The 23,529-nt window shown below is 63.5% G+C and carries 12 protein-coding genes and 1 tRNA gene; 8 read left to right on the top strand and 5 right to left on the bottom strand.

The window, feature by feature from the left end:
• Positions 1-3: 3 nt before the first annotated feature.
• From RA302_RS12910 to RA302_RS12880, 7 genes are all read left to right on the top strand, one after another.
• Positions 4-687 (top strand): lysoplasmalogenase, encoded by a 684-nt coding sequence (locus tag RA302_RS12910; protein ID WP_243617203.1) that lies wholly within the window; start codon positions 4-6, stop codon positions 685-687.
• 30 nt (positions 688-717) lie between these two features.
• Positions 718-1,302 (top strand): sigma-70 family RNA polymerase sigma factor, encoded by a 585-nt coding sequence (locus tag RA302_RS12905; RefSeq protein ID WP_243617202.1) that lies wholly within the window; start codon positions 718-720, stop codon positions 1,300-1,302.
• Positions 1,299-2,021: a hypothetical protein gene (locus RA302_RS12900; RefSeq protein ID WP_153211285.1), complete on the top strand. Its 723-nt coding sequence runs from the start codon at positions 1,299-1,301 to the stop codon at positions 2,019-2,021. The genes RA302_RS12905 and RA302_RS12900 overlap by 4 nt, the downstream gene beginning before the upstream one ends.
• A 20-nt stretch (positions 2,022-2,041) precedes the next feature.
• Positions 2,042-2,668, top strand: coding sequence for a class I SAM-dependent methyltransferase (locus tag RA302_RS12895; protein ID WP_020907497.1), 627 nt, complete (start codon positions 2,042-2,044; stop codon positions 2,666-2,668).
• Between the two features lie 103 nt (positions 2,669-2,771).
• Positions 2,772-2,842: transfer RNA gene (locus RA302_RS12890), tRNA-Cys, on the top strand.
• A 121-nt stretch (positions 2,843-2,963) separates the two neighbouring features.
• A complete protein-coding gene (locus tag RA302_RS12885) occupies positions 2,964-3,755 on the top strand; it encodes an ABC transporter ATP-binding protein (RefSeq protein WP_019748159.1) in 792 nt (263 codons plus the stop codon).
• On the top strand, positions 3,752-5,377 hold the full coding sequence (locus RA302_RS12880; RefSeq protein ID WP_243617201.1) for an ABC transporter permease: 1,626 nt from the start codon (positions 3,752-3,754) through the stop codon (positions 5,375-5,377). The genes RA302_RS12885 and RA302_RS12880 overlap by 4 nt, the downstream gene beginning before the upstream one ends.
• Before the next feature lie 119 nt (positions 5,378-5,496).
• Here the strand turns inward: RA302_RS12880 and RA302_RS12875 are convergent, their stop codons facing one another.
• On the bottom strand, positions 5,497-5,886 hold the full coding sequence (locus RA302_RS12875; protein WP_029255220.1) for a hypothetical protein: 390 nt from the start codon (positions 5,884-5,886) through the stop codon (positions 5,497-5,499).
• A 522-nt stretch (positions 5,887-6,408) separates the two neighbouring features.
• On the opposite strand from RA302_RS12875, the gene RA302_RS12870 reads away from it, so the two are divergent.
• Entirely contained in the window at positions 6,409-7,857 is a 1,449-nt protein-coding gene (locus RA302_RS12870) for an MFS transporter (RefSeq protein WP_151532210.1), read from the top strand.
• Here RA302_RS12870 and RA302_RS12865 read toward each other — a convergent pair.
• From RA302_RS12865 to RA302_RS12850, 4 genes are read right to left on the bottom strand one after another with little or no spacing between them, the layout of a single operon-like run.
• Complete coding sequence (locus tag RA302_RS12865; RefSeq protein ID WP_243617200.1) at positions 7,806-8,651, bottom strand: siderophore-interacting protein; 846 nt, start codon at positions 8,649-8,651, stop codon at positions 7,806-7,808. The two genes, RA302_RS12870 and RA302_RS12865, sit on opposite strands and share 52 nt — an antisense overlap.
• Complete coding sequence (gene entS / locus RA302_RS12860) at positions 8,648-9,949, bottom strand: enterobactin transporter EntS (protein WP_243617199.1); 1,302 nt, start codon at positions 9,947-9,949, stop codon at positions 8,648-8,650. The genes RA302_RS12865 and entS overlap by 4 nt, the downstream gene beginning before the upstream one ends.
• Positions 9,946-10,959 carry an ABC transporter substrate-binding protein gene (locus RA302_RS12855; RefSeq protein ID WP_029538034.1) on the bottom strand — a complete coding sequence of 338 codons (1,014 nt, stop codon included), beginning with the start codon at positions 10,957-10,959 and terminating at the stop codon, positions 9,946-9,948. The genes entS and RA302_RS12855 overlap by 4 nt, the downstream gene beginning before the upstream one ends.
• Positions 10,960-10,999: 40 nt before the next feature.
• Complete coding sequence (locus RA302_RS12850) at positions 11,000-23,461, bottom strand: amino acid adenylation domain-containing protein (protein WP_338480994.1); 12,462 nt, start codon at positions 23,459-23,461, stop codon at positions 11,000-11,002.
• Positions 23,462-23,529 lie beyond the last annotated feature (68 nt).

Here is a 23,529-nt window from a genome sequence, read left to right as displayed (position 1 = left end):
CCGATGCGTGAATCTGTTGGCGACGCCGGACTGCCGAGCACCTTCCGGTCGCCATGGTTTGTCGGGTTTTCCGCGGTAGCGATTCTTCATCTGATCCTGAATGCCGCTGATGCTGCGCCCTGGGACGGGATCACCAAGGTCATGCTCGCTCCGATTCTGGCTGCCTGGGTTGTCGACCAAGGCGGACCGAGGATCGTTGCTGCTGCGCTGATTGCCTGCGCTTTCGGAGACCTGTTCCTGATCTGGGACTCCACGTTTGTCATCGGGATGGCCGCCTTCGCGATCGGTCACGTCTGTTTCATCCGATTCTTTCTCTCGCACGACGCTCTTCGGGAGATACGAAGGCGGCCATGGTTTTTGTGCGCGTACGCCGTTGCCGGAATTGCCCTTGTGTCGTACGCCTGGACCGGTCTCGATCCGGCACTTCGGATTGCCGTCCCTGTGTACGCCGCAATCCTGGTGGGAACCGCGTCCACCGCACTGGCCTACAACACGATCACCGGTATCGGCGGCGCACTGTTCCTCACCTCTGACGCCCTGATCCTGCTCGGTCAGGCGAACAAGTGGCAGCCTGCCGCTGCCGGCATCTGGATCATGACGCTGTACATCCTTGCGTTGTTGCTCCTGACCGTCGGAATCCTCGGCCGGAGTAACACGGCATACCGTCCATTGGCGCCCACGCTGTAAGGATCAGCAACCAGCCGGACATCTCTTCTTATGACGCCGAAATCCGAGGACGGGCCACCACCGAGCGACGAAGAGCGTTTCACCGTCCTGTGGGACGCCTACGCCGGTCGGGTGTTCGCGTACACCTGCCGCCACGTTGATCACCACAGTGCACAGGAAGTTGTCTCCGAGACGTTCCTCGTTGCCTGGCGACGCTTGGACGAGGTGCCCGAACAGGCACTTCCATGGCTGTTGGTGGTGGCTCGAAACACCATGAACAACAACCGTCGAAGTGTTCGGCGCCACGATGCGTTGACCGAGAAGATGCGACGAATCGAGCAGATCGCGGCATCGACGCCGGGCGCCGACGTCACTGTCACCGACCGCACAGAACTGCTCGAAGCACTGACAACACTCACCGTCACCGAGCGTGAAGCCCTACTCCTGACTGCCTGGGACGGATTGACCGCCACCGAAGCAGCGCGGGTCGCCGGATGTTCGGTTCCAGCCATGCATGTTCGACTCTTTCGCGCTCGGCGTCGATTGAGCACCGGGTTGGCTTCAGAACCTGACACCGCGATCCCGATGAACACCGCCCGACCTTGCGCTGCCGCCGAACACGGGAGTACTCCATGAGCAAAGATTTGCTGACCACCCTCGAGAAGCTGCGGCCGACCGATTCTCTTTCCGCCGAGCTCTGGCCCGAGAACGTCCAGGTTGCCACTCGCATCCGAATCATCGCTGACGAAAACAACATTGGAACACCCAGAGTTCCACGCCGCCGAGTAGGCGCCGTAGCTCTCGTCGCGATGCTCTGTGCAGCGGGAATGGTGGGCTGCGCCGCTGCCACGGCGATGATGCCAAAACCGTTTACGGATATGTACTCGGGTTGGCAGACCATGCCGGGAACCAACGGCGGAATAGATCCGTCCACCGCCGATCGGGTCGGGTCCATCCCCGGACCTGACGGAACCCGGTTCAGCGTCTTCGTTGCCTACGGCGCTGATGGCTGGAGGTGCGTCGCCCCGGTTTTCGAGACGTCAGCCGACATCGACAAGGTTGGTCCGTCGAAATTCATCAGCCTCGGACACGGCTGCAGATCGAACGACGACTTGTACGGCGCAGATTCATTCGGAGGCGGAGCCGGGATCATGGTTGCTGGTCCGCACGAGGCGACCTACGACGCAGGGGCAGGAGGCGCCGTTCGGGCCGAACTTCACACCGCAGACGGCCAAATCTATCCAACAGTTCTTGCCGAAGACCGCTTCTACGGATGGATTCCCCTCTCGCTCACCTCCCCTCGTCCAACCCTCGTCGGATATGCCGCAGACGGGACGGTCGTCGGCACCCGGTGAGCTGTCGGTACCCTCGAAAGATGACTGCACAGGCCCCGAACGAGCGCATCCCCAGCCAGTGGGAAGAGATCACTGCAGCCGACTCGACGCATTCCACACGATATGTCGAGCGTTTCCGTTCCATGAGAGCGGACGGCAAGGACATTGTCGGGGAAGCACGTTTGATCGACGCGATGCTCGGACGCGGTGGCCGGGTTCTCGATGCAGGGTGCGGGCCGGGCCGACTCGGCGGTTATCTGCACGACGTCGGGCATGTGGTTGTCGGAGTCGACGTTGACCCGGTTCTCATCGCTGCCGCGGAGGAGGACCACCCCGGCCCGACGTGGCTTGTCGGCGATCTCTCCGAGCTCGATCTACCGGCCCGCGGTGTCGAGGCGAATTTCGACGTCATCGTGTCGGCAGGCAACGTGATGGCGTTTCTCGCTCCGCCAACCAGGCACGCAGTATTGTCAGGATTTGCTCGTCATCTCGCTCCGAGCGGCCGAGTGGTCATCGGATTCGGTGCCGGCCGCGGCTACGAGTTCCCCGAGTTTCTCGCCGACGCGGCCGCGAGTGGCCTCGAGGCTGATCTGCTGCTGTCCACGTGGGACCTGCGCCCGTTCAAGGACAATTCCGAATTCCTGGTCGCGGTGTTCTCCCGCGCCTAGCCCGCCAGTTCACCGCCTTCCCTACAATCCGTCACATGGCGATCAATTCACCCTGATCACAATCCTGGCGACTGTTGTTCACTACGAACATAATTGGATCAATGCGGGTGTGGCCGAGCGGCAAGGCAGCGGTCTGCAAAACCGTCCACGCAGGTTCGACTCCTGCCATCCGCTCAGCTTGCGAACCAGCGACTCATGCCGCGACCAACCACCTACCAATGACATTCGGTGCACGCAGCCTGCATCGCTCCGCTCTGTCTCCGCGCACAGGGCTCCGGACAGTTACCCTCGATCGATGCACCCTCTCCCCGAGACTGGCCAGTTGCCTCCCGGACCGATGGCCTTACAGGTGGAACACCTCTGCATGGCGTTCGGCGCGAAAGTTGCTGTGAACGACCTTTCCCTCGCGGTGCCCTCAGGTTCGTTGTTCGGCCTGGTGGGCCCTAACGGTGCGGGAAAAACGACCACACTGTCGATGGCTGTCGGATTGCTTCGCCCGCACTACGGTCGCAGCCTGGTGTACGGCTACGACGTGTGGAACGACCCTGTCGCAGCGAAGAGTCTGCTCGGCGTTCTACCCGACGGTCTGGCGCTACCCGCCCAGTTCACCGGCCATGAACTACTCACCTATTTCGGACGCCTGCGCGGCATGCCAGAGGACGTCATCGCGTCACGACGCGACGAACTGTTGGCCGCGCTCGATCTCGCCGATGCAGGCGGAACGGTCATCGCCGACTATTCAGCGGGTATGACGAAGAAAATCGGGTTGGCCTCCGCCTTGTTGCACGGCCCTCGCCTCCTGGTCCTGGATGAGCCGTTCGAAGCTGTCGACCCCATTTCTTCGGCCGGAATTCGAAGCATTCTGCTCTCGTTCGTCCACTCAGGTGGATCGGTCATTCTTTCCAGTCACGTGATGGCCCTTGTCGAACAACTGTGTACTCACATCGGAGTCATCGCAGACGGTCGCGTCGTGGCTTCAGGAACGGTCGACGAGGTGCGCGCAGGCAACACTCTCGACGAGGCATTCGTCCGCCTTGTCGGTAGCCGCAGTCCCAATCCCGACGGACTGTCATGGATGCGCGCATGACCACCACCAGCTTTTCACCGACACACTGGAACACGTCGGACTCTGTGTGGCGCACGGTCCTTCGAATGCGCATGACCCTCTACAAACGTCAGTTCACCGGCGGAAGAGCTGTAATCAAGGTCATTGCAGCGTTGTTCGGGGTTCTGGGGGCAGCTCTACTGTGCCTACGAGCTTCGGGAACAAACGGTGTTTCTCCCGAACTCGTCAGTGGCACAACCAGTCTCGCACTGTCGGCTATCGGCGTGATGTGGATCCTGATGCCGATCATGTCTGGTCTGTCAGATGACAATCTTCACCCCAGACAGTTCCAACTACTCCCCCTGAAACCCGTCCGACTCGCCAGAGCACTGTTCTCGACGTCACTGTTCGGTATGACCGTGCCGATTACCGCGTTGGCTGCAGCAGCGATTCCAATTTATGCCGCTACACACCACCCTGCCGCACTGCCATTGGCCATTATCGCTTGGCCCGCAACGGTCCTGCTCATTGTCGGCACCTCACGGGTCGCGATGCTGGCGATGTCGCAGCTCCTGCGGAGTCGTCGCAGCCGCGAACTGGGACTGTTGGCATTCGGCACGTTCTTCGGCGGGCTGTATCTGCTGCAATTTCCGCTGCAGAGTCGCCTCGGCACGGTCGTGGACGGCGACGTCACGTGGCCGCTCACGGTCGCGCATTCGATCCCGTTCGCGTGGGGAATCACCAGTGTCGACGCAGCAGCAGGAGACGCCTGGCTCCTCGCCGCCGGAGCAGTCCTCGCCCTGGTGCTGGTCGATCTCGCACTGCTGTGGTCATGGCAACGCCTGGTCGTTCGCTACTTCAACGGGAAGGTCGCAGAATCAGCGGGCGCCACTTCCGTGCAATTGAAGAACCAGGGCCGCGACATTCGAACCGGTTGGCGCGCATCCCGACTGGGCACCGTCATCTCTCGCGAGCTTTCGCTCTGGCACGGAGACATGCGCCGACGAACACAACTGCTCTCCGTTGCCATCATGACCTTGGTCTCCGGCTTCGGACCGCTGATCTCGTCATCGATCCCCTTCTCCGCCGCATGGGGTGCCTGGTTCCTGATCTACCTGGCAATGGCAGCCGGATCGAATCTGTACGGATTCGACGGCGCATCGATCTGGCATCTGGTGATGATCCCCGAAGCCGCTGCCGCTGACGTCCGGGGCCGACAAATCGCGTGGGCAATCGTGATGACACCCTTCGTGGTCGTCGCAACAGCTGCTGTACGGATCTTCGGGGACCTCGGGACCGACCGACTGGCCGTGCCGATCGCCGTCGGCATTTCGATGATGGGAGTCGGTGCAGGATTGGTAGTGGCGATATCCGCCAAAGCGCCCTACCCGGTTCCGGAGATGAAGAAGACGTTCTCCTTCAACACCCGCGGGTCCTTCAACGGCTCGTCCTTCGGACTGATCATCCTCGCCATCGTCATCTTCGCCGCGACAACGGCGCCCGGCGTTCTACTCGGGGCGCTGCTACCGAACCCGGTGAACTATTTCGCCATCCCTGTCGCTGTTGCGATTGGTGCACTTGGTGCTTGGATCGGGGGCCGCGTCGCGATCACCCGTATGCAACGCGAGCCGGATCGGATTCTGTTCGCGGTTACCACCACATGATCGTTGCCCAGATAGTGCGAGAATTTCTGGGCGTCAGCGCAGTAGCCGCAGCTTGCACCAAAAAAACTCAGTCTGGGCAATCGGATTATCAGGTATCCAGGTAGCCAGGTAGCGCCGCCTCAACGCGTTCGGTCCTCGCATATCGCCGCCGGCGCTTTCGTGACATAGCTTCCGCTCGAGCCGAACCATTGCCCTGGAATCATCGCACCACCAAGATGTTTGGCATGCCCCCGGAGCACCACGGTTCCGTACGTGTCGCCGAACGTCCCGGCCGATGCGGGAACTGCGCGCACCCGGCCCCTTCGCTCGAGCGCGGCTGGATCGAGCGCTGCCTCAGGTTCGCACCGCAGCCCGCTCGGTGTGCAGAAATCCTGGTGATGGACCACTACACCGGAGCGATGGAATTCTGCCGGTGCCGACATCCGTTCCACGGGTCCTGATCGCGCCGGATCCTCGAGATCCGCTGCCGAGCCGAGTCCCTCGGCGCCCCGGCTCGACAGCGAAATCACACCTGAATCAGCTCAGCGAACTCAGCAGCGGCTCGAGCAGCTTGTAGAGCTCGAAGATGCCGATGATCGTTGAAATAGAACCCATGATGATCCTCCGTGATTCGTGAACTTTCCGTGACGTCGCGTCACAGGCAGAAAGCTAACAAACCCGGCATTCAAACGGGGACCTTGGATGTGTCCGGCAGATGAACTCCCTGCTGGCAGAGCCCTTTTGGTGACCAGCGTCATGTTCGACGAGAAATACGCCTCATCGTCACATCACCTGACCCTGACCGACCACAACAGCGAAAGTCTGCCGGTTGTGGTCTCGCGATACTTCGCGCCAATTCCGCCCCATCCGGCTCTTGCTTTGTGCGCTGAATCCGATTACATTTCTCCACAATAACGGTACGCGTAACGAAATAACAAGACGCTCTACCGCACTGACCTATATACCCAGTGCCACAACCCTTCCGGACTCTTGCTGGGGCGGCGCTTCGTCGTGTCCAGAAGCCCCTCACTCCCCGATCGAAAGAGAGCACGATGACCACAGAGAGCATCTCCGGAAATCAGCCGCGACCGGTAGCAACTATCGCAAGCCTGACCCTGCTGATCGCTGCCGTCGCCGCGCTCGAAAGCATCATCGTCCCCGCACTCCCCCTGATACAGAGAGACTTCGGAGTGACGGCCGACGTCGGAGCGCTCGCATCCGTCGCTCTGACGTTGAGCACTGTTCTCGTCACACCGATGGCCGGGCGAATAGCCGACGTGTACGGCGCCCGCCCCACCTTGCTCGCGATCACGACAATCGTCGTCCTGGGCGGCAGCGTGTCCGCTCTTGCAACGATCTTCCCGCTGTTCGTCCTCGGCCAGTTTCTCCAGGGATTCGGGCTCGGGTTGCTTCCCGTGAGCTTCGTGGTCCTACGACGCACTTTGTCCTCGGACCGACTCAAGACGGCCACGGGTTTGCTCGGGGCTGTCGTCGTGGCCGGCGGCGCTCTGGGAGTCGTATTGGCCGGGCCCGTCGCGGAAAACGTCTCACGCAGCGCGATGTATGCAGTTCCGACCGCGTTCGTTTTGCTCGGGGCAATTGCTTTTGCCGTGAGCGCACCACGAGATCACATGTCGAACGTCGGCGGCCGCCTCGATTGGCCGGGAGCGGGCGGATTGGCGCTGGGGTTGTTGACGCTGACGGCGTGGCTGGCGAGCGCATCGAGCAACGGGTGGGGCGCACCGACGTCGATGCTGCTGCTTCTCGCTTCCGCTGCCGTGTTCACGATCTGGGCCAGGTATCAGAGCCGGACAACCGAGCCGATGGTCGACCTGACGATGATGCGGCATCGTTCGATGTGGAGCGCCGTGGTCGTCGGCGTGGTTTTCGGGTTCACCTACGGCGCTGTTGTCTATCTACTTCCGCAGCAACTCGCCGTGCCGGCAGAGAGCGGATTCGGCCGCGGTGCGTCGACCAGCGCCATCGGCTTCCTGCTGTGCGTCGGCTACGGCGCAGCGGTGATCGCGTCGGTGATCTCCGGAAAGCTCGCACAACGGGTCGGCACGAAAGCCATTGCGGTAGCGGGAGTTGCCTTTCTCGGCCTCAGCGGCGCCGTCGGGGTCTTTGCAACCACGATGTGGCAGATCGTTGTGGTGCTGATCCTTGCGGGTACCGGCGTTGCCGCCGCGTCGACGGCAGTGTTCGTCATCTCCGCCGACAGCGCACCGGCAGACCGCGTAGGTGTCACGACGGCAATAGTCACGATCGCCAGATCGCTGGGTTCTGCTGTGGGAACCCAAATTGCCGCCGGGATCATCGCGAGCGCGACTTCATCCGGCGGCCTTCCCCAGCACTCGGCATTCGCCACGGCTTTCGGAGTAGCGGCAATCGTTGCGATTGTCGGACTCGTTGTCGCGGTGACGATGCCGAAACCGGCGTCAACCGATGTTCAGTGGTCGTCGTCGTCCTCGTCGAAGTCTGCGACTCCGCGCTTCCAGTAGCCCGTGATCAGGTGGTCGCCCGAACTCAGGCCGAGTTCGTCGCGTACGAATCTGCGAATCGGCTTGAGACTGGTGGCCTCACCGGAGATCCAGGCGTAGACGCGCTCACCTTCGGGCACGGTGACCGTCCGGACTGCCTGCTCGAGCAGATCCGAGTGACCGGCTGGGACGTCACCGCGGTGCAACCATCGCACCTCGACTCCTTCCGGAACAGTGAGTTCGATTTCCTGTGAAGGGTCGGTGATCTCGACGAACACCCACCCGGCGGCAGCAACGGGCATCATCTCGAGCCAACGAGCAATGGCAGGAAGGGCGGTGATGTCACCGGCCAGCAGATAGCGGTCGTACGTCCATGGAACTACGACGCCGCCGGGCGGACCTGCCACGTGCACCCGAGTGCCGACGGTGGCCGCCTGAGCCCAATCAGAGGCGTATCCACCTTCGTGGAGCGCGAAGTCGAGGTCCAGCTCCCCCGCCTCGGCGTCGTATCGACGGACGGTGTACTCACGCGAGATCGGCAATGGACGAGGCCACTTCAGGCTGAATCCGTCGCGTTCGGGTAGACGCAAAGTTCCGTCTGCATCCGGGTAGACCAGGCGGACATGCTCGTCGGGAGCGTGCGATTCGAAGCCCGCCAACTCCGGTCCACCCAAGGTCAGACGCAACAGTCCGGTTCCGACCATTTCGCTGCGAACAACTTCGAGTTCGCGAATGCCGATGGGGTACGGCACTTTTGCGCCGGTGGTTCCCGCCAGAACTTCGGCGATGGTCGCGAGGTGGTCTCCTCGGTTCATGAACTACCTTCCTTTTCCGGCGGAGCATTCCCCACCGGCACAGTGTTTTCGGAGTGATCGACTTCGTTGATCTCCGAAGTTACCCGGCGCACCGAACCCAATGCTGTCAGGAGCACCAGGCCCAGTGTCACACCTGCGAGCCCCAAGGCCAGCAGCGCAGCGCCAGGCTCGAGCCACTGCCCGAGGAACCCGGCTGCCATCGAACCGATCGCCGTACCCGTGACGGCTTGCACCATCCAGAGACTGGACACGCGTCCGCGCAATTCGTCCGGCGTGTTCTGTTGAAGGACTGCAAATCTCAGAATGTCGTTGAGTGCGCGGCCGAGGCCGAATCCGGCCAGGCCCAGGAACACGACAATCGCTGCTCCCGACGCACCCAGTACCACCAGGCCGAGAGGCATCAGCGCAACAGAGATCAACATCGCGGCGCCGTTGCGGTGGACTCGTCCCGTCCACCCGCTGGTGAGTGAACCGATCACAGCGCCGACAGCGGGGGCGCCGTAGAGCAGACCGAGCATGGTGGGTCCGCCGCCGAGAACCTGGTCGACGAAGGCAGGCAGCAACACCATCGGCCCGCTGACGAACATGACCAACAGACCGCTGATCAGGATGCCGCGAATGACTGTGTGCGTGCCGGCGAATTTCACGCCGGTCACCAGTGCGCGCATCGGGCTTTCGTGATTCGTGCCCGGTGCAGGGGAAGGGCCGATGGCTTGGAACAACGTGACAGTTGCTGCGGTGGCCACCGCAGCAACAAAGTATGTCGCGGGGATGCCGCCGGAGGCGATGATCACGCCGGCGATTGCCGGCGAGATCATCGTCCCGATGTCGGTGGTCAGCGCTACCAAAGCGCCGGCCGCAGCCATCTTGTTGCGCGGCAACAACGTCGGCATCAAAGCCATCAAGGCCGAGCTGCTGACACCGCCGGCCAAGCCGTCGACAGCTGCCGCGACGTAGATGACCCACATCGACGGGTGTGGCAAGAGCGCATTGCACCCGAGAATGACAAAGCCGAGACCCGCAGCACTGCGGGCCAACTGGATGGTGCGTCGCCGGTCGTAACGATCAGCGAGCACACCGCCGAACAGGCTGCCGAAGAACATGGCGATGGCCATCGCCGTGGACACTCCGGCAACCTGCAAGGTCGACCCGGTGAGCTGGTACGTCTGCGCGGGAACGGCTACGACGAGCAGTCCGATCCCGAGCAGCGAGATCAATCGCGCGGAAAACGCGTACCTGAATGGACGGCTGGTCCGCAACGGTGAAACATCGATCACCAGCCCACCGAATCGAGTCATGCGAAGGTCTGGCCGATCAGGTCGAGCGTAGCCATTGCGCCGTCGTAGTCAGGACGGTAGCTGGTGGCGGGGAGCTCGAACGTCGTGCCTGCCTTGAAGGACGGCAGCTGCGAGTAGAGCGGATCGGTGGCAAGTTCGGCCATCGGGCGACCGGACACCGGAATCACAAAGGCGACAGGAGCATCGGCGACCTGCGAGAGCAGTTCCGGGCTGACCTCGAACGAGTCACCCGAGCCGAAGAGCTGCGGGTTGCCGGCCTTGGCCATGACGTCGTCGGCCTTGAAACCGAGCTCGGCGAGCATTGCGGGGAGCGCTGCCGTCGGCGGCACGAGGTACGGCTTGTTGTTGGCGAGCGAGAGAATGTAGACGACGTTGCCCTCGGGAACCTTGATCTTGCCCTTGACCTCTTTGACCTTGTCGTCGTACGCGCTGATCAGTGCCGGAACCTTGTCCGAACGACCTGCGGCATCGGCGACGATCTCGAGCTGCTTGTCCCAGTTGGCAACCGTCTTGGGGACCAACACGGTGGGTGCGATAGCGGTCAGCTGGTCGTAGAGTTCCTCGGCCTGAACCGAGGTGATGCCCTGTCCACCGCCGATGATCAGGTCGGGTTCAGCCGCCGCGACGGCTTCGATGTTGAGCTGCTCGCCGGCCGGCAATTCCTTGGTGCCCTGCGCCTTTGCGGCATCCGACCATGCCGGCGGGAATCCACCGTCGAGGTTCGTGACACCGAGGACGCGGGTATCGGTGGCAACCACCGGTGCGTCCAGGGCGTACAGGTATCCGGCGAGACCGCCGCTCAGAACCACGATGCGCTCCGCCGACGCGGGCACGGTGACCGAGCCCTTTTCGGTTTCGATCACGCGGGTCGTGGGCTCTGCGGCCTTGGTCGGTTCGTCGTTCGAATCGCTACTGCAACCGATCATCGCCACGAGTGCGACGATCAGCAACCCTGCGATGGCGACGAATCGTCGCCAACTCCGTATCGCGAGGGGCGGTGTGGACTTCATCATTGAGCTCCCATTGTGTTTCAACTGTGTGGTTTTCAAACTATGTGGCCGTGCGTTTCGACAAATGGCTGTCGAGCAGCGGGGCAATGGCCGCCCACCCGGCTGGGGTCACCAATCCGGCGTGGTCGTACGGCAGATGGTGTACTGCCATGTCCCGGTCCCCGCGGACTCTGCGCCAGCGATCGGCCAGCAGCTGTCCGGACGCCTCGGCGTCGGCGGTGATCAGAGTAACCGGTCCGTCGTAGGTTGTGTCAGTCGAGCGGGCCACGAGCAAACGAGTGGCATCAAATCCCGCCCGAACAGCCTCGACCAGTCCCGGTGCCTGAGTGAGGATCTCGGGTGGCAGGGCGGCGGCCAGATCTCGGTCGTCGGCGTCGTCGCGACCGCGATCGTCACGATCTCCCAGTGGATGAGTATCGATCAGACCGGCGAACTCCACCGTCTCGCCGATATCGACCAGCTGAGCCGCCATCGCGGCAACGACGTTGCCACCGAACGAGTAGCCGAGCAGGTGGTACGGCCCACTCGGCTGAACGCCCCGAATCGACTCGACGTACATCGCTGCCAGTTGGTCCACGTTCGTCGGTTCGAGTGGCTCACCGGCAACTGTGGGCAGCTGCAGGCCGAACAGTGGACGGTCAGCCTCGAGAACACCGGTCAAAGGCGCAAAGGGCCAAGCGAATCCACCGGCCGGATGCACGCAGAACAGTGGTTCTCCGCTGCCTTCGGCTCGCAGTGTCAGGAGGCGATCGCGACTTAAATCGATTTCGGACGCCGACTCGCCAAGGTGTGCTGCAAGTTCTGCAACTGTCGGACGGGCCATCAGCGTTCCCACACCGACGCTCACCGACAGGTCATGCTCCATCTCCCCCACCAGTCGCATGGCTCGAAGCGAGTCGCCGCCGAGATCGAAGAAGCTCTCGTCGGGATCGACGGCCTCGACGCCGAGTACCCGCGCAAAGACCTGGCACAGTTGCCTTTCCATCTCGGTTCGCGGTGCTCGGGCCGCTGCTCGGGCGGGGGGTGCCGGCAACGCACCGCGGTCCAGTTTTCCGTTGGGCGTCAGCGGAATCGAATCCACGACGACGATGTCCGACGGAACCAGGTGTGCCGGTACGCGTTCCCGCAACGCAGCTCGCAGATCGGTTGAATCAGCGCCGGGTTCTTCGATGACGTACCCGACCAGTCGCGGCGGCCCACCGCCTTCGCTACGGACTGACGCTGCCGCTCTCAACACTCCCGGCAACGACGCCAGCGCGGATTCCACTTCACCCAATTCGATCCGAATGCCTCGGATCTTGACCTGATGGTCTGCGCGACCCAGATATTCGAGTTCGCCGTCGCGGCGACGCAGAACGACGTCACCCGTGCGGTACATGCGGTGACCGACCGAGTAGGGATCAGCGACGAATACGGAAGATGTCAGCGCGGTCCGGTGAAGGTAACCCATCGCCGTGCCGTCACCGGACATGTACAGCTCGCCCGCCGCTCCGATCGGAACCTCCCGCAGCCCCGAATCGAGTACCCGCGCGGACGCGTTCAGAATCGGACGACCCAAGCACGGTGTCTCGCTCCCCTGAACCGGGGATCCCATCGCGTTGATCGTGAACTCCGTCGGCCCGTAAAGGTCGTACCCGTCGACACCGTCCTGATCGCGCAATCGCGACCACAGTTCGGCAGGTACAGCTTCTCCTCCGAGCATCACCAACACAGGCGTCCGCTCCCCGTCGAGGAGACCGGCGGCCATCAGTTCCCGTGCATACGAGGGGGTTACATTCACGACGTCGATACCGACTTCGCGGTAATGCTTCACCAGAGACGCGGGGTCCAGTCGCGCCTGCTCGTCGATCACGTGAACTTCATGCCCCGCGAGCAACCAGAACAGTTCCTCCCACGACATGTCGAACGAGAACGAGACTGTGTGCGCGATGCGCAAACGTCGGCCACCCACACTGTTTTCGGTCGGAGTGAAGATCTCGGCCTTGTGATTGTGATACATCGTCGTCAACCCGCGGTGACCCACCACGACGCCCTTGGGTTTTCCGGTACTGCCCGAGGTGTAGATGACGTAGGCAGGCTGGTCCGGTGAGGTCGGCCCGCACACCGCGGCCTCGTCGACTACAGGTGCCGGGGACTGCCCGTCGAGTACCCCGGTTACGTCCGGGTCGTCGAGGACCAGACATACCTGTCCGTCCGGAACAACAAGGTCACGCGTCTGAGTCGTGGTGATCACCAGCGCCGCATCGCTGTCGAGGATCAGTTCGCGCAGGCGTGCCGGCGGGTGAGCCAGATCCAAGGGAAGGTATGCCGCTCCGGTTCTCATGACCGCGAAGATCGCTACGACGTGATCGGCGGTACGCGGAAGTGCGAGCGCCACAACACGGGTCGATCCCGCGCCTGGCACCGACTGCCCCAGCGCCGAAGCGAGTATCCGTGCCAGCCTGTCCACTCGAGTGTTCATCTCGGCTGCGCTCAGTGTGACGTCTCCGAAGACCAGCGCCGTCTCGTCCGGAGTTGCCGCTGCCCTTTCGCGGAGCAAGGCGTCCACGCTACCGCCGGCCTGGTCCGGCCGCGGCATCACAATGTGCTCCGAAGCGAATTCCGCGGGGGTGCGCGAAAGCGGAACCGCCGTGTCCGCCACCGTGGCGGTATCGGAATTCGCCATCACTTCGAGGATCGTGATGGTGCGTGAAAGAACGTCCCGAGCCACGTCGTGGGGAATCAGGTCGGGACGATTTTCGAGAGTGAGCGCCATCGGCGCATCCCCGACCCCCGGATCCACGTCGAGCGTGAGCGCATAGTGGGTGCCGTCCACTGCGTCGAACCCGACGATTCCACTGCGCCCGAACGTGTCTCGACGTGCCTGTTCGTCACGAGGCGTGTTGCGGAAGACGTAGAGCGTGTCGAACAGTGTTGCGAACCCAGCGCTTCGCTGCACGTCGCCGAGCCCGAGATGGTGATGCCCCAGCAGCGAACCCTGTTCACGGAACAGGCGTCCGAGCAACGCCGAGATCTCCTCGCCTGGCCGGACCCGGACACGCACGGGAATGGTGTTGAGCGCCAAGCCCACCATGCGGTCGGCGCCCTCGACCTCGGGTGAACGTCCCGAAACCGTCGATCCGAAGACCACGTCGTCACGCCCCGTCACGGCGCGCAATGCCAGGCCCCACACCGCAGAGACGACGGTGGACAGCGTCACTCCGCTACGTCTGGCCAGCTCGCGAACGTGCTCGGTGATGCTCTGTTCGAGCTGAACGCGGGTGAACACCGGCAACGGAGCGCGTCCGCCTGATCCCGTACCACCCACGAGTGTGGGTTGCTCGAGATCCGCGAGGTAGTCCTTCCAGGACGAGAGGGCGTCCGTGCGATCCGCTTCGGCGATCCATCGCAGGTGATCACGGAAGTCCGCAGGCTTGTCGAGCGCGCCGTCGAGTCCAACCGGGTCCGTGCCGTGAGTGCGAGCAAACTCGTAGAGCGCAAACAACTCCGCGTACATCAAGGTCTGCGACCAACCGTCGGTCAGCAGGTGGTGCTGAGTGAAGACGAGATGCGCTCCCCCACCCGGTAACCAGACCAGCACCATTCGAATGAGTGGTGGTGCACTCAAGTCGAAGAGCGTGCCGAATTCGGCCTCGTCGACGGCGCGAACCTCGCGATCGATGTCCTCGGTCGCAACTGCGCTCAGATCGATCTCGCGGAAAGGCATTTCGGCTGCCCTGGGCACGAACTGCACCGGAGCGTCGAAACCGGCGTGTGTGAAGCCGGCCCGCAGGTTCGGATAGCGCCGCAAGAGCGCATCCCCCGCTGCTCGGAGTGCGCGAACGTCGACGGCAGCATCGGCGGAGAACTCGAATCGCGGCTGCATGTGATAGACATCCGTACCGCCGGCGCCGTCGAGAACCGACTGGAAGTACATGCCTTCCTGCAATGGACCGAGTGGTAGCACGTCCTGCCATCCCGGGCTTAGCGACTCGAGCCGTGCCCGACGATCCACATCGACGGCTACGAGTGGGCTCGGCACACGATCCGGCGCGGTGTCGGGCAATGCCTTTCGGTCCACCTTGCCGTTGAGGGTGAGCGGGAGTGCTTCGAGCACCGTGATGCTCTGCGGCACCATGTGCTCGGGGAGCAGCCGCGCAATCTCCTTGCGCACCAGTACCGAATCGAGCGTGGTTCCACCTTCGGGAACCACATATCCGTGCAGACTTCCGGTACCCGCCGCATCGACACGGACGGTGGCTGCCGCGCGGAACACACCGGCCACCGATCCGAGCGCGCCTTCGACCTCGCCGAGCTCGATGCGGAAACCGCGAACCTTCACCTGATCGTCCGCACGACGAAGGAAGTGCAAAACCCCTCGCCTGCGTCGGACCAGATCACCGGTGCGGTAGAGGCGTGCCCCCGGCAGAGAAGGATCGGCAACGAACCGAGCTACGGTCAGATCGGGGCGATTCAGGTATCCGCGGACCACCTGCGCGCCGCCCAGATACAGCTCGCCCGCAACGCCTTCCGGAACCTCACGCAGGTCGTCGTCGAGGATTCGCACGTGCACGTCGGTCCAGGGCTGACCGATCGTGACTCGGTCGCCGGTCGTGATGACCGAAGATGTCGCCCACACCGTGGCCTCGGTGGGTCCGTAGACATTCCGGACCGAAGCAGCGTTGGCCACCAGATCGTCAGCCAGATCCTGCGGGAGGGCTTCCCCTCCCACCAGGGCTCGCACCATGGCGAGCCCGACTGCGTTCTCGTGTTCGGTGACCACTCGCCACAGCGCCGGCGTTGCCTGCATCACTGTCGCATCGCTTGCGATGATCAACGCCGACAACGCATCCGGATCGCGAACCGTCCTGCGGTCTGCGATCACGACAGTCGCGCCCGCTGCGAGCGGGCACAGCAACTCGAGTGCGGCGATGTCGAACGACACCGTTGTCACCGCGACGATGCGATCGCCCGGCCTGATCCAGCAATCCTCGAGTACCGTGTCCGCGAAGGCCGCGAGGTTGCCCGTCGAGACCATCACGCCCTTGGGGCGACCCGTCGAACCGGAGGTGTGGATCATGTAGGCGAGGTGATCACCCGCCGCGGGCGGTGAAGGAAGCACAACGCCCGAGTTGGTGAACTCACCGTCCACGAAGACACTCGTGGCGACCGTCGACGGAAGTTGCCCGGCGCTGTCGATACTGGTCAGGACACACACCGGGGCCGCGTCCTCGATCATGAACTCGAGCCGCTCACTCGGGTAGTCGACGTCGAGTGGCAGGTACGCCGCACCAATACGCAGTACCGCGAGCAGTCCGGCCACCAGATCCGCATCTCGATCGAGCGCGACGGCGACTACCTTCTCGGGTCCGGCGCCGGCCGCGAGAAGTTCGCGGGCCAGCTCGTCGACGCGCGCCGACAGTTCCCCATAGGTAATTCCGACCTCGCCGGAGATCACCGCGACGTCGTCGGGGTGACGGCTGACGTGTCGAGCGAACAACTGCGAGATCCCCGACGGCGGCGTCGCGCGTCGGCCCGGATCGCGATCCCACTTGCTTTCCGACAATCGCAGATCCGCGACGACAGTGCTGTTTTCGTGACCGAGGACCGCGATCACACCGTCGAGCAATGCGTCCGCAGTCGCGCCGTCGAACAGCCCGGCATCAACCGTCAATCGAAGTTCTGTTGCGGTTCGGACGAATTCGAGGTCGACGCTATTTCCGGGCGAGTGACCGACACGGGCAGCGAACAGACTGCTGGTGGGACGCCCGAGTAGATCGGCGATTCGGTCCAGGCTGACATCAGAATGCGCAAGTGCCTCAGAGACAGCGTTTTCGACTCGTCGAACGACATCGGCAATTCTCGGCCGACCGGACAGATCGACCCGAATCAGGCTGTCAGTCCCTTCCGAGAACAGTCCGACCGCAAGGTCCCGACCGCCACCGAAGCCGTTCAGCGTCGCCGCCACTGCGGCCAACAGCACCGCGTCGAATCCTGATCCGTCACCGAACCGAGCATCGCGTAGCTGACGAACGTAGGTGTGCGGGCGGTACTCTTCGCCGCGCGGGCGATCGTAGGGAAGGTCCGTTTCGAGGGGCAAGCCCGCGAGCGTGCGAACCCAATACCGCTCGTGATCAGGATTTCCCGCCACTGCCGGGGCGCGGAACGTCGCCACGGTCACGGCGGGTCGATCGACGACAGCAACCGAATCCGGCGAGAACTTCTTCTGATCGACGCGTGCGGCCACGGCAAGACCGAGGGGGGTCGGGGTGTCGAAGACATCGGAGACGACGACGCGTATTCCCAGCTTCCGCAGACTTCCCACCAACCGCATCGCTGTGAGCGAGTGACCGCCGAGAGTGAAGAAATTGTCACCCGGATCGACGTCGGGAATCTCCAACACCGTTGCGACACAGGCGCACACTGCATCGACGACCGCGGGATCGACATCGATCGCAGGATCGGACGCGGCCACCTTTTTCGTGACAGCCACATTTTTCGTGACAGACACCGCATCGGCAACGGACGCTGCCTGTCGGACAACCGTGAGCACCGCGGATGCGGGAGCTGTCGGCTCGGTCAGCAACCCACGCAGGATCTCCGCGAGCCGTGTGACCATTCGCTGCGCCGTGGCTTCGGAGACAACTGCCGGATCGTGGTACAGGACCAGATCCAGACCGGTGCTCGGCGGCGCCATCAACGTCATCGGATAGTGCGTGACTCCGCGGTTGGTGAATCCCTCGACTCGAAGTGTGTGCGATGCAGGCTGTCCCGCACCGGAGTTCGGGAAGTTCTCGAACACCAGGAGCGTGTCGAACAGTTGACCGATCCCGGCGATGCGTTCGATCTCGGCCAAACTGGTGTGCTCGACGTCCACGATGTCGAACTGCGCGTTCTGCAGACCGACGAACTGATCCAGCAAGGGCTGATCCGCGACGATGTCGAGGCGGGCCGGAATCGTGTTGCTGAACAACCCGACCATTCCCTCCACCCCGGAGAGTTCGGCAGGTCGGCCGGACACCGTGGCCCCGAACACGACGTCCCACTGTCCCGTCGCTTCGGCGAGCGCCGCTGCCCACGCACCCTGAACCAGGGTGTTGACCGTCAGCGCTCGCGCACGACCGAGTTCGATCAGCGCTTCGGCGTCCGATGTCGCGAGAGGAACCTCGAGCGCGACGGGCACACTTCGCGGCGCCCCTGCGTCGGCAACGAGAGTCGGCGCGGTGAGCCCACGCAGACGCTCACTCCACACTGCGCGGGCAGAGTCCTGATCACGGCCGGCGATCCATGCCAGGTAGTCGCGATACGGCGTCGGCGCAGGAAGGTGCGCATCGCCGTCGTGGTAGACGTTCATCAGCTCGCGCAGGACGATCGGAGTCGACCACCCGTCGGTGAGCAGGTGATGCGCATTGAGGACCAAACGGTGCACCCCGCCGGGCAGCCGAATCAGCAGCGCACGCAGCAGAGGCGGTGTACTGACATCGAAGACGTAATCGGCGGCCTCGTCCTCGAGCTGATCTGCAGAGCGGAATGCAGTGTCAGCTGGAACGGAGGTCAGGTCGACCGAACGCCACTCGACTTTTGCGCCGCGCGGAATGATCTGAACGGGCCGTTCGAACTGCTCGTAGTGGAAAGCTGCGCGTAGGTTCGGGTGCCTGTCGATCACGGTCTCGAACGCGTCGGCCAACTTCACCTCGTCCAACGGGCCGGAGAGGTCGAAGCGTGCAGTAAGTGTGTAGACGTCTGCTTCGCCGTCACGGACCGCATGGAACAGGAGGCCTTCTTGTAGCGGCGACAGCGGAAGTACATCGGCAAGCGGTCCGTGGACGGCTTCGAGTTCGTTGATCCCGGCTTGATCGACCACCGCGCCCTGGCCGAAGATCGTCGCCGAGCAATCGGAAGGCGTCAAACCACCCTCGAAGAGCGCGGCATGCGCGGTCAGTGCAGCGAGCGCACGTTCCCAATGCTCTTGCAGCTCGACGATCGTCGCGGCGTCGAGCACTGAACCCGCCGCAGTCCATTCGACTGCCAGCGTCGTCGAGTCGTCCTCTCGGACAAATGCGTTGAGCGCCAGCACTTCCGACATTGCCTTGCTCGCCGGTTCGATGACCGCGAATGGATCCTGCTCCGGCAATCGCCATCCGGTTCCGGGTAGGGACGGGAAGCGGCCGAGATAGTTGAGCAACAGTTCAGGTGTAGCGCACGCGGAAAGGTCAGGTGCGGTGTCGCGATCCAGATGCCGCAGAACTCCGTAGCCGACTCCACCTCCGGGTACGGCGCGTTTTGCTTCCTTCACCGCACGAAGCAGATGCCCGGCAGCTGCTCCGCCGCTCAGTGCGTCGGCAAGATCGTCTGCGGTGAGCAGTGCATCGGTGGGAACCCGGACGGGGAACTCACTGGTGAACCACCCGATGGTTCCGGCGAAGTCGGTGTCGCTGGTGAGCGCGTCGCGGCCATGGCCTTCGACGGTGACTGTCTGCGCGGGCAGGCCGATGAGGCCGCGGCCGTGCTGCCATGAGCGCAAGGCAAGCATCAAACCCGCGAGAAGCACTTCGTCGGCCTTGGCTCGATACGCCGCCGGAAGCGTGGTCAACAGCGCGTCGGTGACAGCCGGGGGTGCAACAGTTGTCGTGCGAGAGGCGGTTGCGGTGAGGTCGACTTTCGGGTCGAGACGACGACTGCCGATCGGCTCGTCGTCCGCCTGTACCGACGCGGACTTCCAGTACTCGAGCTCCGATGCCATGCTGCCCGAGGTCCCGAATTCTGCGAGCAACCCCGCGTATCGGCGCCACGAACTTCCGCCAGCACCCAGCCGGGCCGACCTACGCTCGCGCGCTGCATCGGTAGCTTCGTGGAGGTCTGGAAGCAGAATTCGCCAGGACACACCGTCGACGATCAAATGGTGAGCCACGACGATCAATTGGCCGGGTCGACCGGCCTCGGTATTGACCAGTACGACTCGCAGGAGTTCACCGGCGCGTGGGTCGAGACTCGCCGCCGACGCCTCCGCGAGCTCTCTGATCCGGGACGGCTCGGAGGTGTCGGACACCTCGTGAACGAGCCCCTCGCTGCGCACCGCGCCGACGTCTCGGACGATCAATTCGGTAGTGCCGCTGTCATTGTCACGGCGCAGGAGCAGACGTAGAGCGTCATGGTGATCGAGGATCGTCTGCACGCCGGACTGCAGGTCGCCAAGCGAGAGGCCGTCGTCGATGCGCACTGCGGTCCACTGCGTGTAGCCCGCGATTGCCTCGTCTGTCGGATTCTTGTCGATCAGTGCCCGAACGATCGGCGGAGCGATCACGGTGCCGGTCGCCACGTCCGCAACCGAGGCTACGGCGTCGGCGTCATCGGCAATCTCACGCGCCGCAGCGGCGATGGTTCCCAGATCTCGCTGTGCCAGTAGCTCTTTCGGAGCGACGACCAGTCCGCGCACCCGCAGGCGACTGCTGACACTGATTGCCGTGATGCTGTCACCACCGAGGCCGAAGAAATCCTCGTCCACACCGACGCGCTCGCGGCCTAGCACCTCGGCCACCACGTCACAGAGGATTTCCTCGTGTGGTGTGGATGCAGCGCGACCTTCCGATTCGGTGGCCGGGGCTGGTAGTGCCGCACGATCGAGCTTTCCGTTCACCGTGACGGGTAGTTCGTCCAGAACGACGATTGCGGCGGGAACCAGATGATCCGGTACGCGACCGGCGAGGTCTCGGCGCAATTCTTCCTGCGGCGGAAGCGTCGTACCGGCGGCGGCTACAACGTAGCCGACCAGGCTGGGCCGTCCTCCATCCGTACGGATCAGCGCGGCGGCCGCGCCGATTCCGGGCACCGATCCGAGAACAGCCTCGACCTCGCTCAACTCGACGCGATGTCCGCGGATCTTCACCTGCTTGTCGCTACGACCGATGAAGTCGTATCCCCGCCCGGGTACCCAGCGCGCGACGTCCCCGGCGCGGTACATCAGATCTCCCGGAGCCCCGAAGGGATCTGCGACAAAACGCTCGGAGGTCGCTCCGGCGCGACCGAGGTATCCCCTGGCCAATTGCGGTCCGGCCAGATAGAGCTCACCTCGTTCGCCGTCGGCGACCGGTTCGAGCGCGCTGTCGAGCAGGTACGCGCGGGTTCCCGCGAGCGGGTACCCGATACGCGGTCCGGCACCTTCGACCGTGGTCGCGATCGCGTCGACCGTCGTTTCGGTGGGGCCGTACAGGTTTCGAGCGGGAACACCGGATTCGATGATTGCGTCCCACAGTGCGGGCGGTGCCGCCTCGCCGCCCACGACGAGGAGCTGCAACCGCTGCGTACGCAGCAATCCGTTGTCCACCATCGCTGCCGCCATCGACGGCGTCGTGTCGACCACGTCGACGCAATCTCGCTCGAACGCCGCGACCAGGGCAACGGCGTCCTTCTGCAGTTCTTCGTCGTATACGTGCACCCGATGACCACACAGCAGCCACAGCAGTTGATCGAGAGACGCGTCGAAGGCGAACGACGCCGTATGCGCGGTGTGCAGTTGGCGGTTTCCGACGCGCTCGGCGGTGTCCCGGTAGATGGTGGCGCGGTGGTGGTGAAGCAGGTGCGCCAATCCACCGCTTCTGACCAGCACTCCCTTGGGCTTGCCTGTCGATCCCGAGGTGTAGATGACGTACGCCAGGTGATCGACATGCCGCGCCGTCGCCAGTTCACCGAGTTCGAGTGGAAGCTCGGAATGGGCACGGAGTTCTTCGCGCACTGCGGCGGAATCGAGTACGAGCGGGTCGGGTCGAGAATCTCCGACGAGTTGCTCGGCCAGCGCGGAAGTGGTGAGCACCACTTTCGGTTGCGCGTCGTCGATCAGATCCCGCAACCGCTCGGCCGGGTGCTGCGGATCCAGGGCCACGTACGCTGCGCCCGCGTTCAGTGTCGCGAGCAGAGCCACCACCATCTCGGAGGTACGCGGAAGTGCAAGTCCGACAATGTCGTCCGGGCCGACATTGCGAGCCCGAAGCAACCGGGCGAGTTTGTGGACGCGGCCACCGAGTTCTGCGCCTGTCAGACGTTCCTCACCGCACACCAGGACCGTGTCATCCGCATGATCGGCGACGATGCGGTCGAAGACGTCCGGGACGAGGGCGACGGAGCCAGGCACAGGTTCAATTTCACGGCCGGCAAGGATCCGCGCAGCTTCGGGTGCCGGCATCATCTGCACCTGTCCGACGGCAGGATCTCCCTCCCCCACCATCGCGTTGACGATGCTCACGAAACCAGCGAGGCGACGCTGAACCGAATCCCGAGTGTTGGTGCGCGCGTCCACCTCGAACCCGAGGAGAACTTCGCCGTCCGCGATGGGGGTGACCGTCAAACCCAGGTCCTCGGGCGGACCTCCGGCGACGTTACGTAGTACACCCACAGCGCCGGCGAAATCGAGGGCGAAGTCGAAAGCCTTGAGATTGATTCCGATCCCGTGAAGCAGTGCGCCCGTGCCGGCGACGCCCAGGTCCCGAGCAAGATTCTCACCGCGGTAGCGCTGGTGTGCGCGCAGGCTTTTCATCGTGGCGGCCACCTGCTTGCTCAGGTCACCGAGTCGATCGTGGCTGCGAATCGTCAACCGGAGAGGCAGAACGTTGACTGCCATCGCCGGGGTCTTGAGTGCCGTGCGCCCCACGCGCGCCATGAGTGGCATCGCGATGACAACATCCGTCTCACCGAGCAACCGGTGGAGAAACGCGCCGTAGCAGGCGATCAGCGCCTCGGCCCACGTTGTTCCCGTCGCGTCTGCCACCTCTTTGAGGCGGCCGAGGGCATCGGCACTGATGACCTCGCGAACCTGGATCGTTCGTTCCGCTGGACCGGTGACCTGCTGGCCCCGCCCGTCCAACGCGGGCAAAGGCGTCAGGACATCACGCCAGTAGTCACGATCTTCGACGAACTGGTTGCCCGCCCGGTACGCCTCGTCCTCGGCGACCAACGCACTCATCGAACCGAATCGCGTTGGTGCGACGTCGGTTCCCTTCTTCGCCGCCGTGTAGTGCGCGGCGACACGACGCGAAATCATGGCTGCGCTGTATCCGTCGACGATCAGGTGGTGATAGAGCTGGATGCACCAGATCTCGCGATCGGACAGCCTGATCAGCGAGTACGTGTACAGAGGGCGCTCCACCATCAAGCGGCAGTACTCGGACGCTCGGCTGCGCTCGGCGTCGACCAGTGCGTGCGCCACGGCTACGGGATCGCGCTCGTCACGGACGTCGGTGATCGGGATGACGCCAACCGGCTCGTCGGAGATGTACTGACGCGGGCCGTCCGCCGTCTCGATCATCCGCAGCCGCATGGTTTCGGCTTCGCCGATCGTCGCCCTGATGGCGGCCGTCAGAAGTTCGGTGTCGATCGGTTCGTCGCCTGAGATTTCGAGCACCTCGCCGACGAGATAGCTCCGAGATTCGGGATCAAGCCTCTGTGCGTTCCAAATCCCGAGTTGAGCTCCTGTGAGAGCAAACGTAGCTTCGTTTGCCGCTCCGGAGTTCGAACCTGGAAGAACGCTCACACTGATCCCCTCGTCTGTGGACACACGTCACCCAAGGGTGACCTAACGTCGTTTTGGGTAGCCTAAAC

Source organism: Rhodococcus sp. DN22, from assembly GCF_036669995.1.
Classification (GTDB): Bacteria; Actinomycetota; Actinomycetes; order Mycobacteriales; family Mycobacteriaceae; genus Rhodococcus_F; species Rhodococcus_F erythropolis.
Note: the sequence above shows the minus strand (reverse complement) of the source record. Positions and strands in the feature narration are given on the sequence as shown.

Coding starts and splice junctions, on each gene's coding strand:
- RA302_RS12910 (WP_243617203.1), top strand. CDS start 4: ATGCGTGAATCTGTTGGCGACGCCGGACTGCCGAGCACCTTCCGGTCG.
- RA302_RS12905 (WP_243617202.1), top strand. CDS start 718: ATGACGCCGAAATCCGAGGACGGGCCACCACCGAGCGACGAAGAGCGT.
- RA302_RS12900 (WP_153211285.1), top strand. CDS start 1,299: ATGAGCAAAGATTTGCTGACCACCCTCGAGAAGCTGCGGCCGACCGAT.
- RA302_RS12895 (WP_020907497.1), top strand. CDS start 2,042: ATGACTGCACAGGCCCCGAACGAGCGCATCCCCAGCCAGTGGGAAGAG.
- RA302_RS12885 (WP_019748159.1), top strand. CDS start 2,964: ATGCACCCTCTCCCCGAGACTGGCCAGTTGCCTCCCGGACCGATGGCC.
- RA302_RS12880 (WP_243617201.1), top strand. CDS start 3,752: ATGACCACCACCAGCTTTTCACCGACACACTGGAACACGTCGGACTCT.
- RA302_RS12870 (WP_151532210.1), top strand. CDS start 6,409: ATGACCACAGAGAGCATCTCCGGAAATCAGCCGCGACCGGTAGCAACT.
- RA302_RS12865 (WP_243617200.1), bottom strand. CDS start 8,651: ATGAACCGAGGAGACCACCTCGCGACCATCGCCGAAGTTCTGGCGGGA.
- entS (WP_243617199.1), bottom strand. CDS start 9,949: ATGACTCGATTCGGTGGGCTGGTGATCGATGTTTCACCGTTGCGGACC.
- RA302_RS12855 (WP_029538034.1), bottom strand. CDS start 10,959: ATGAAGTCCACACCGCCCCTCGCGATACGGAGTTGGCGACGATTCGTC.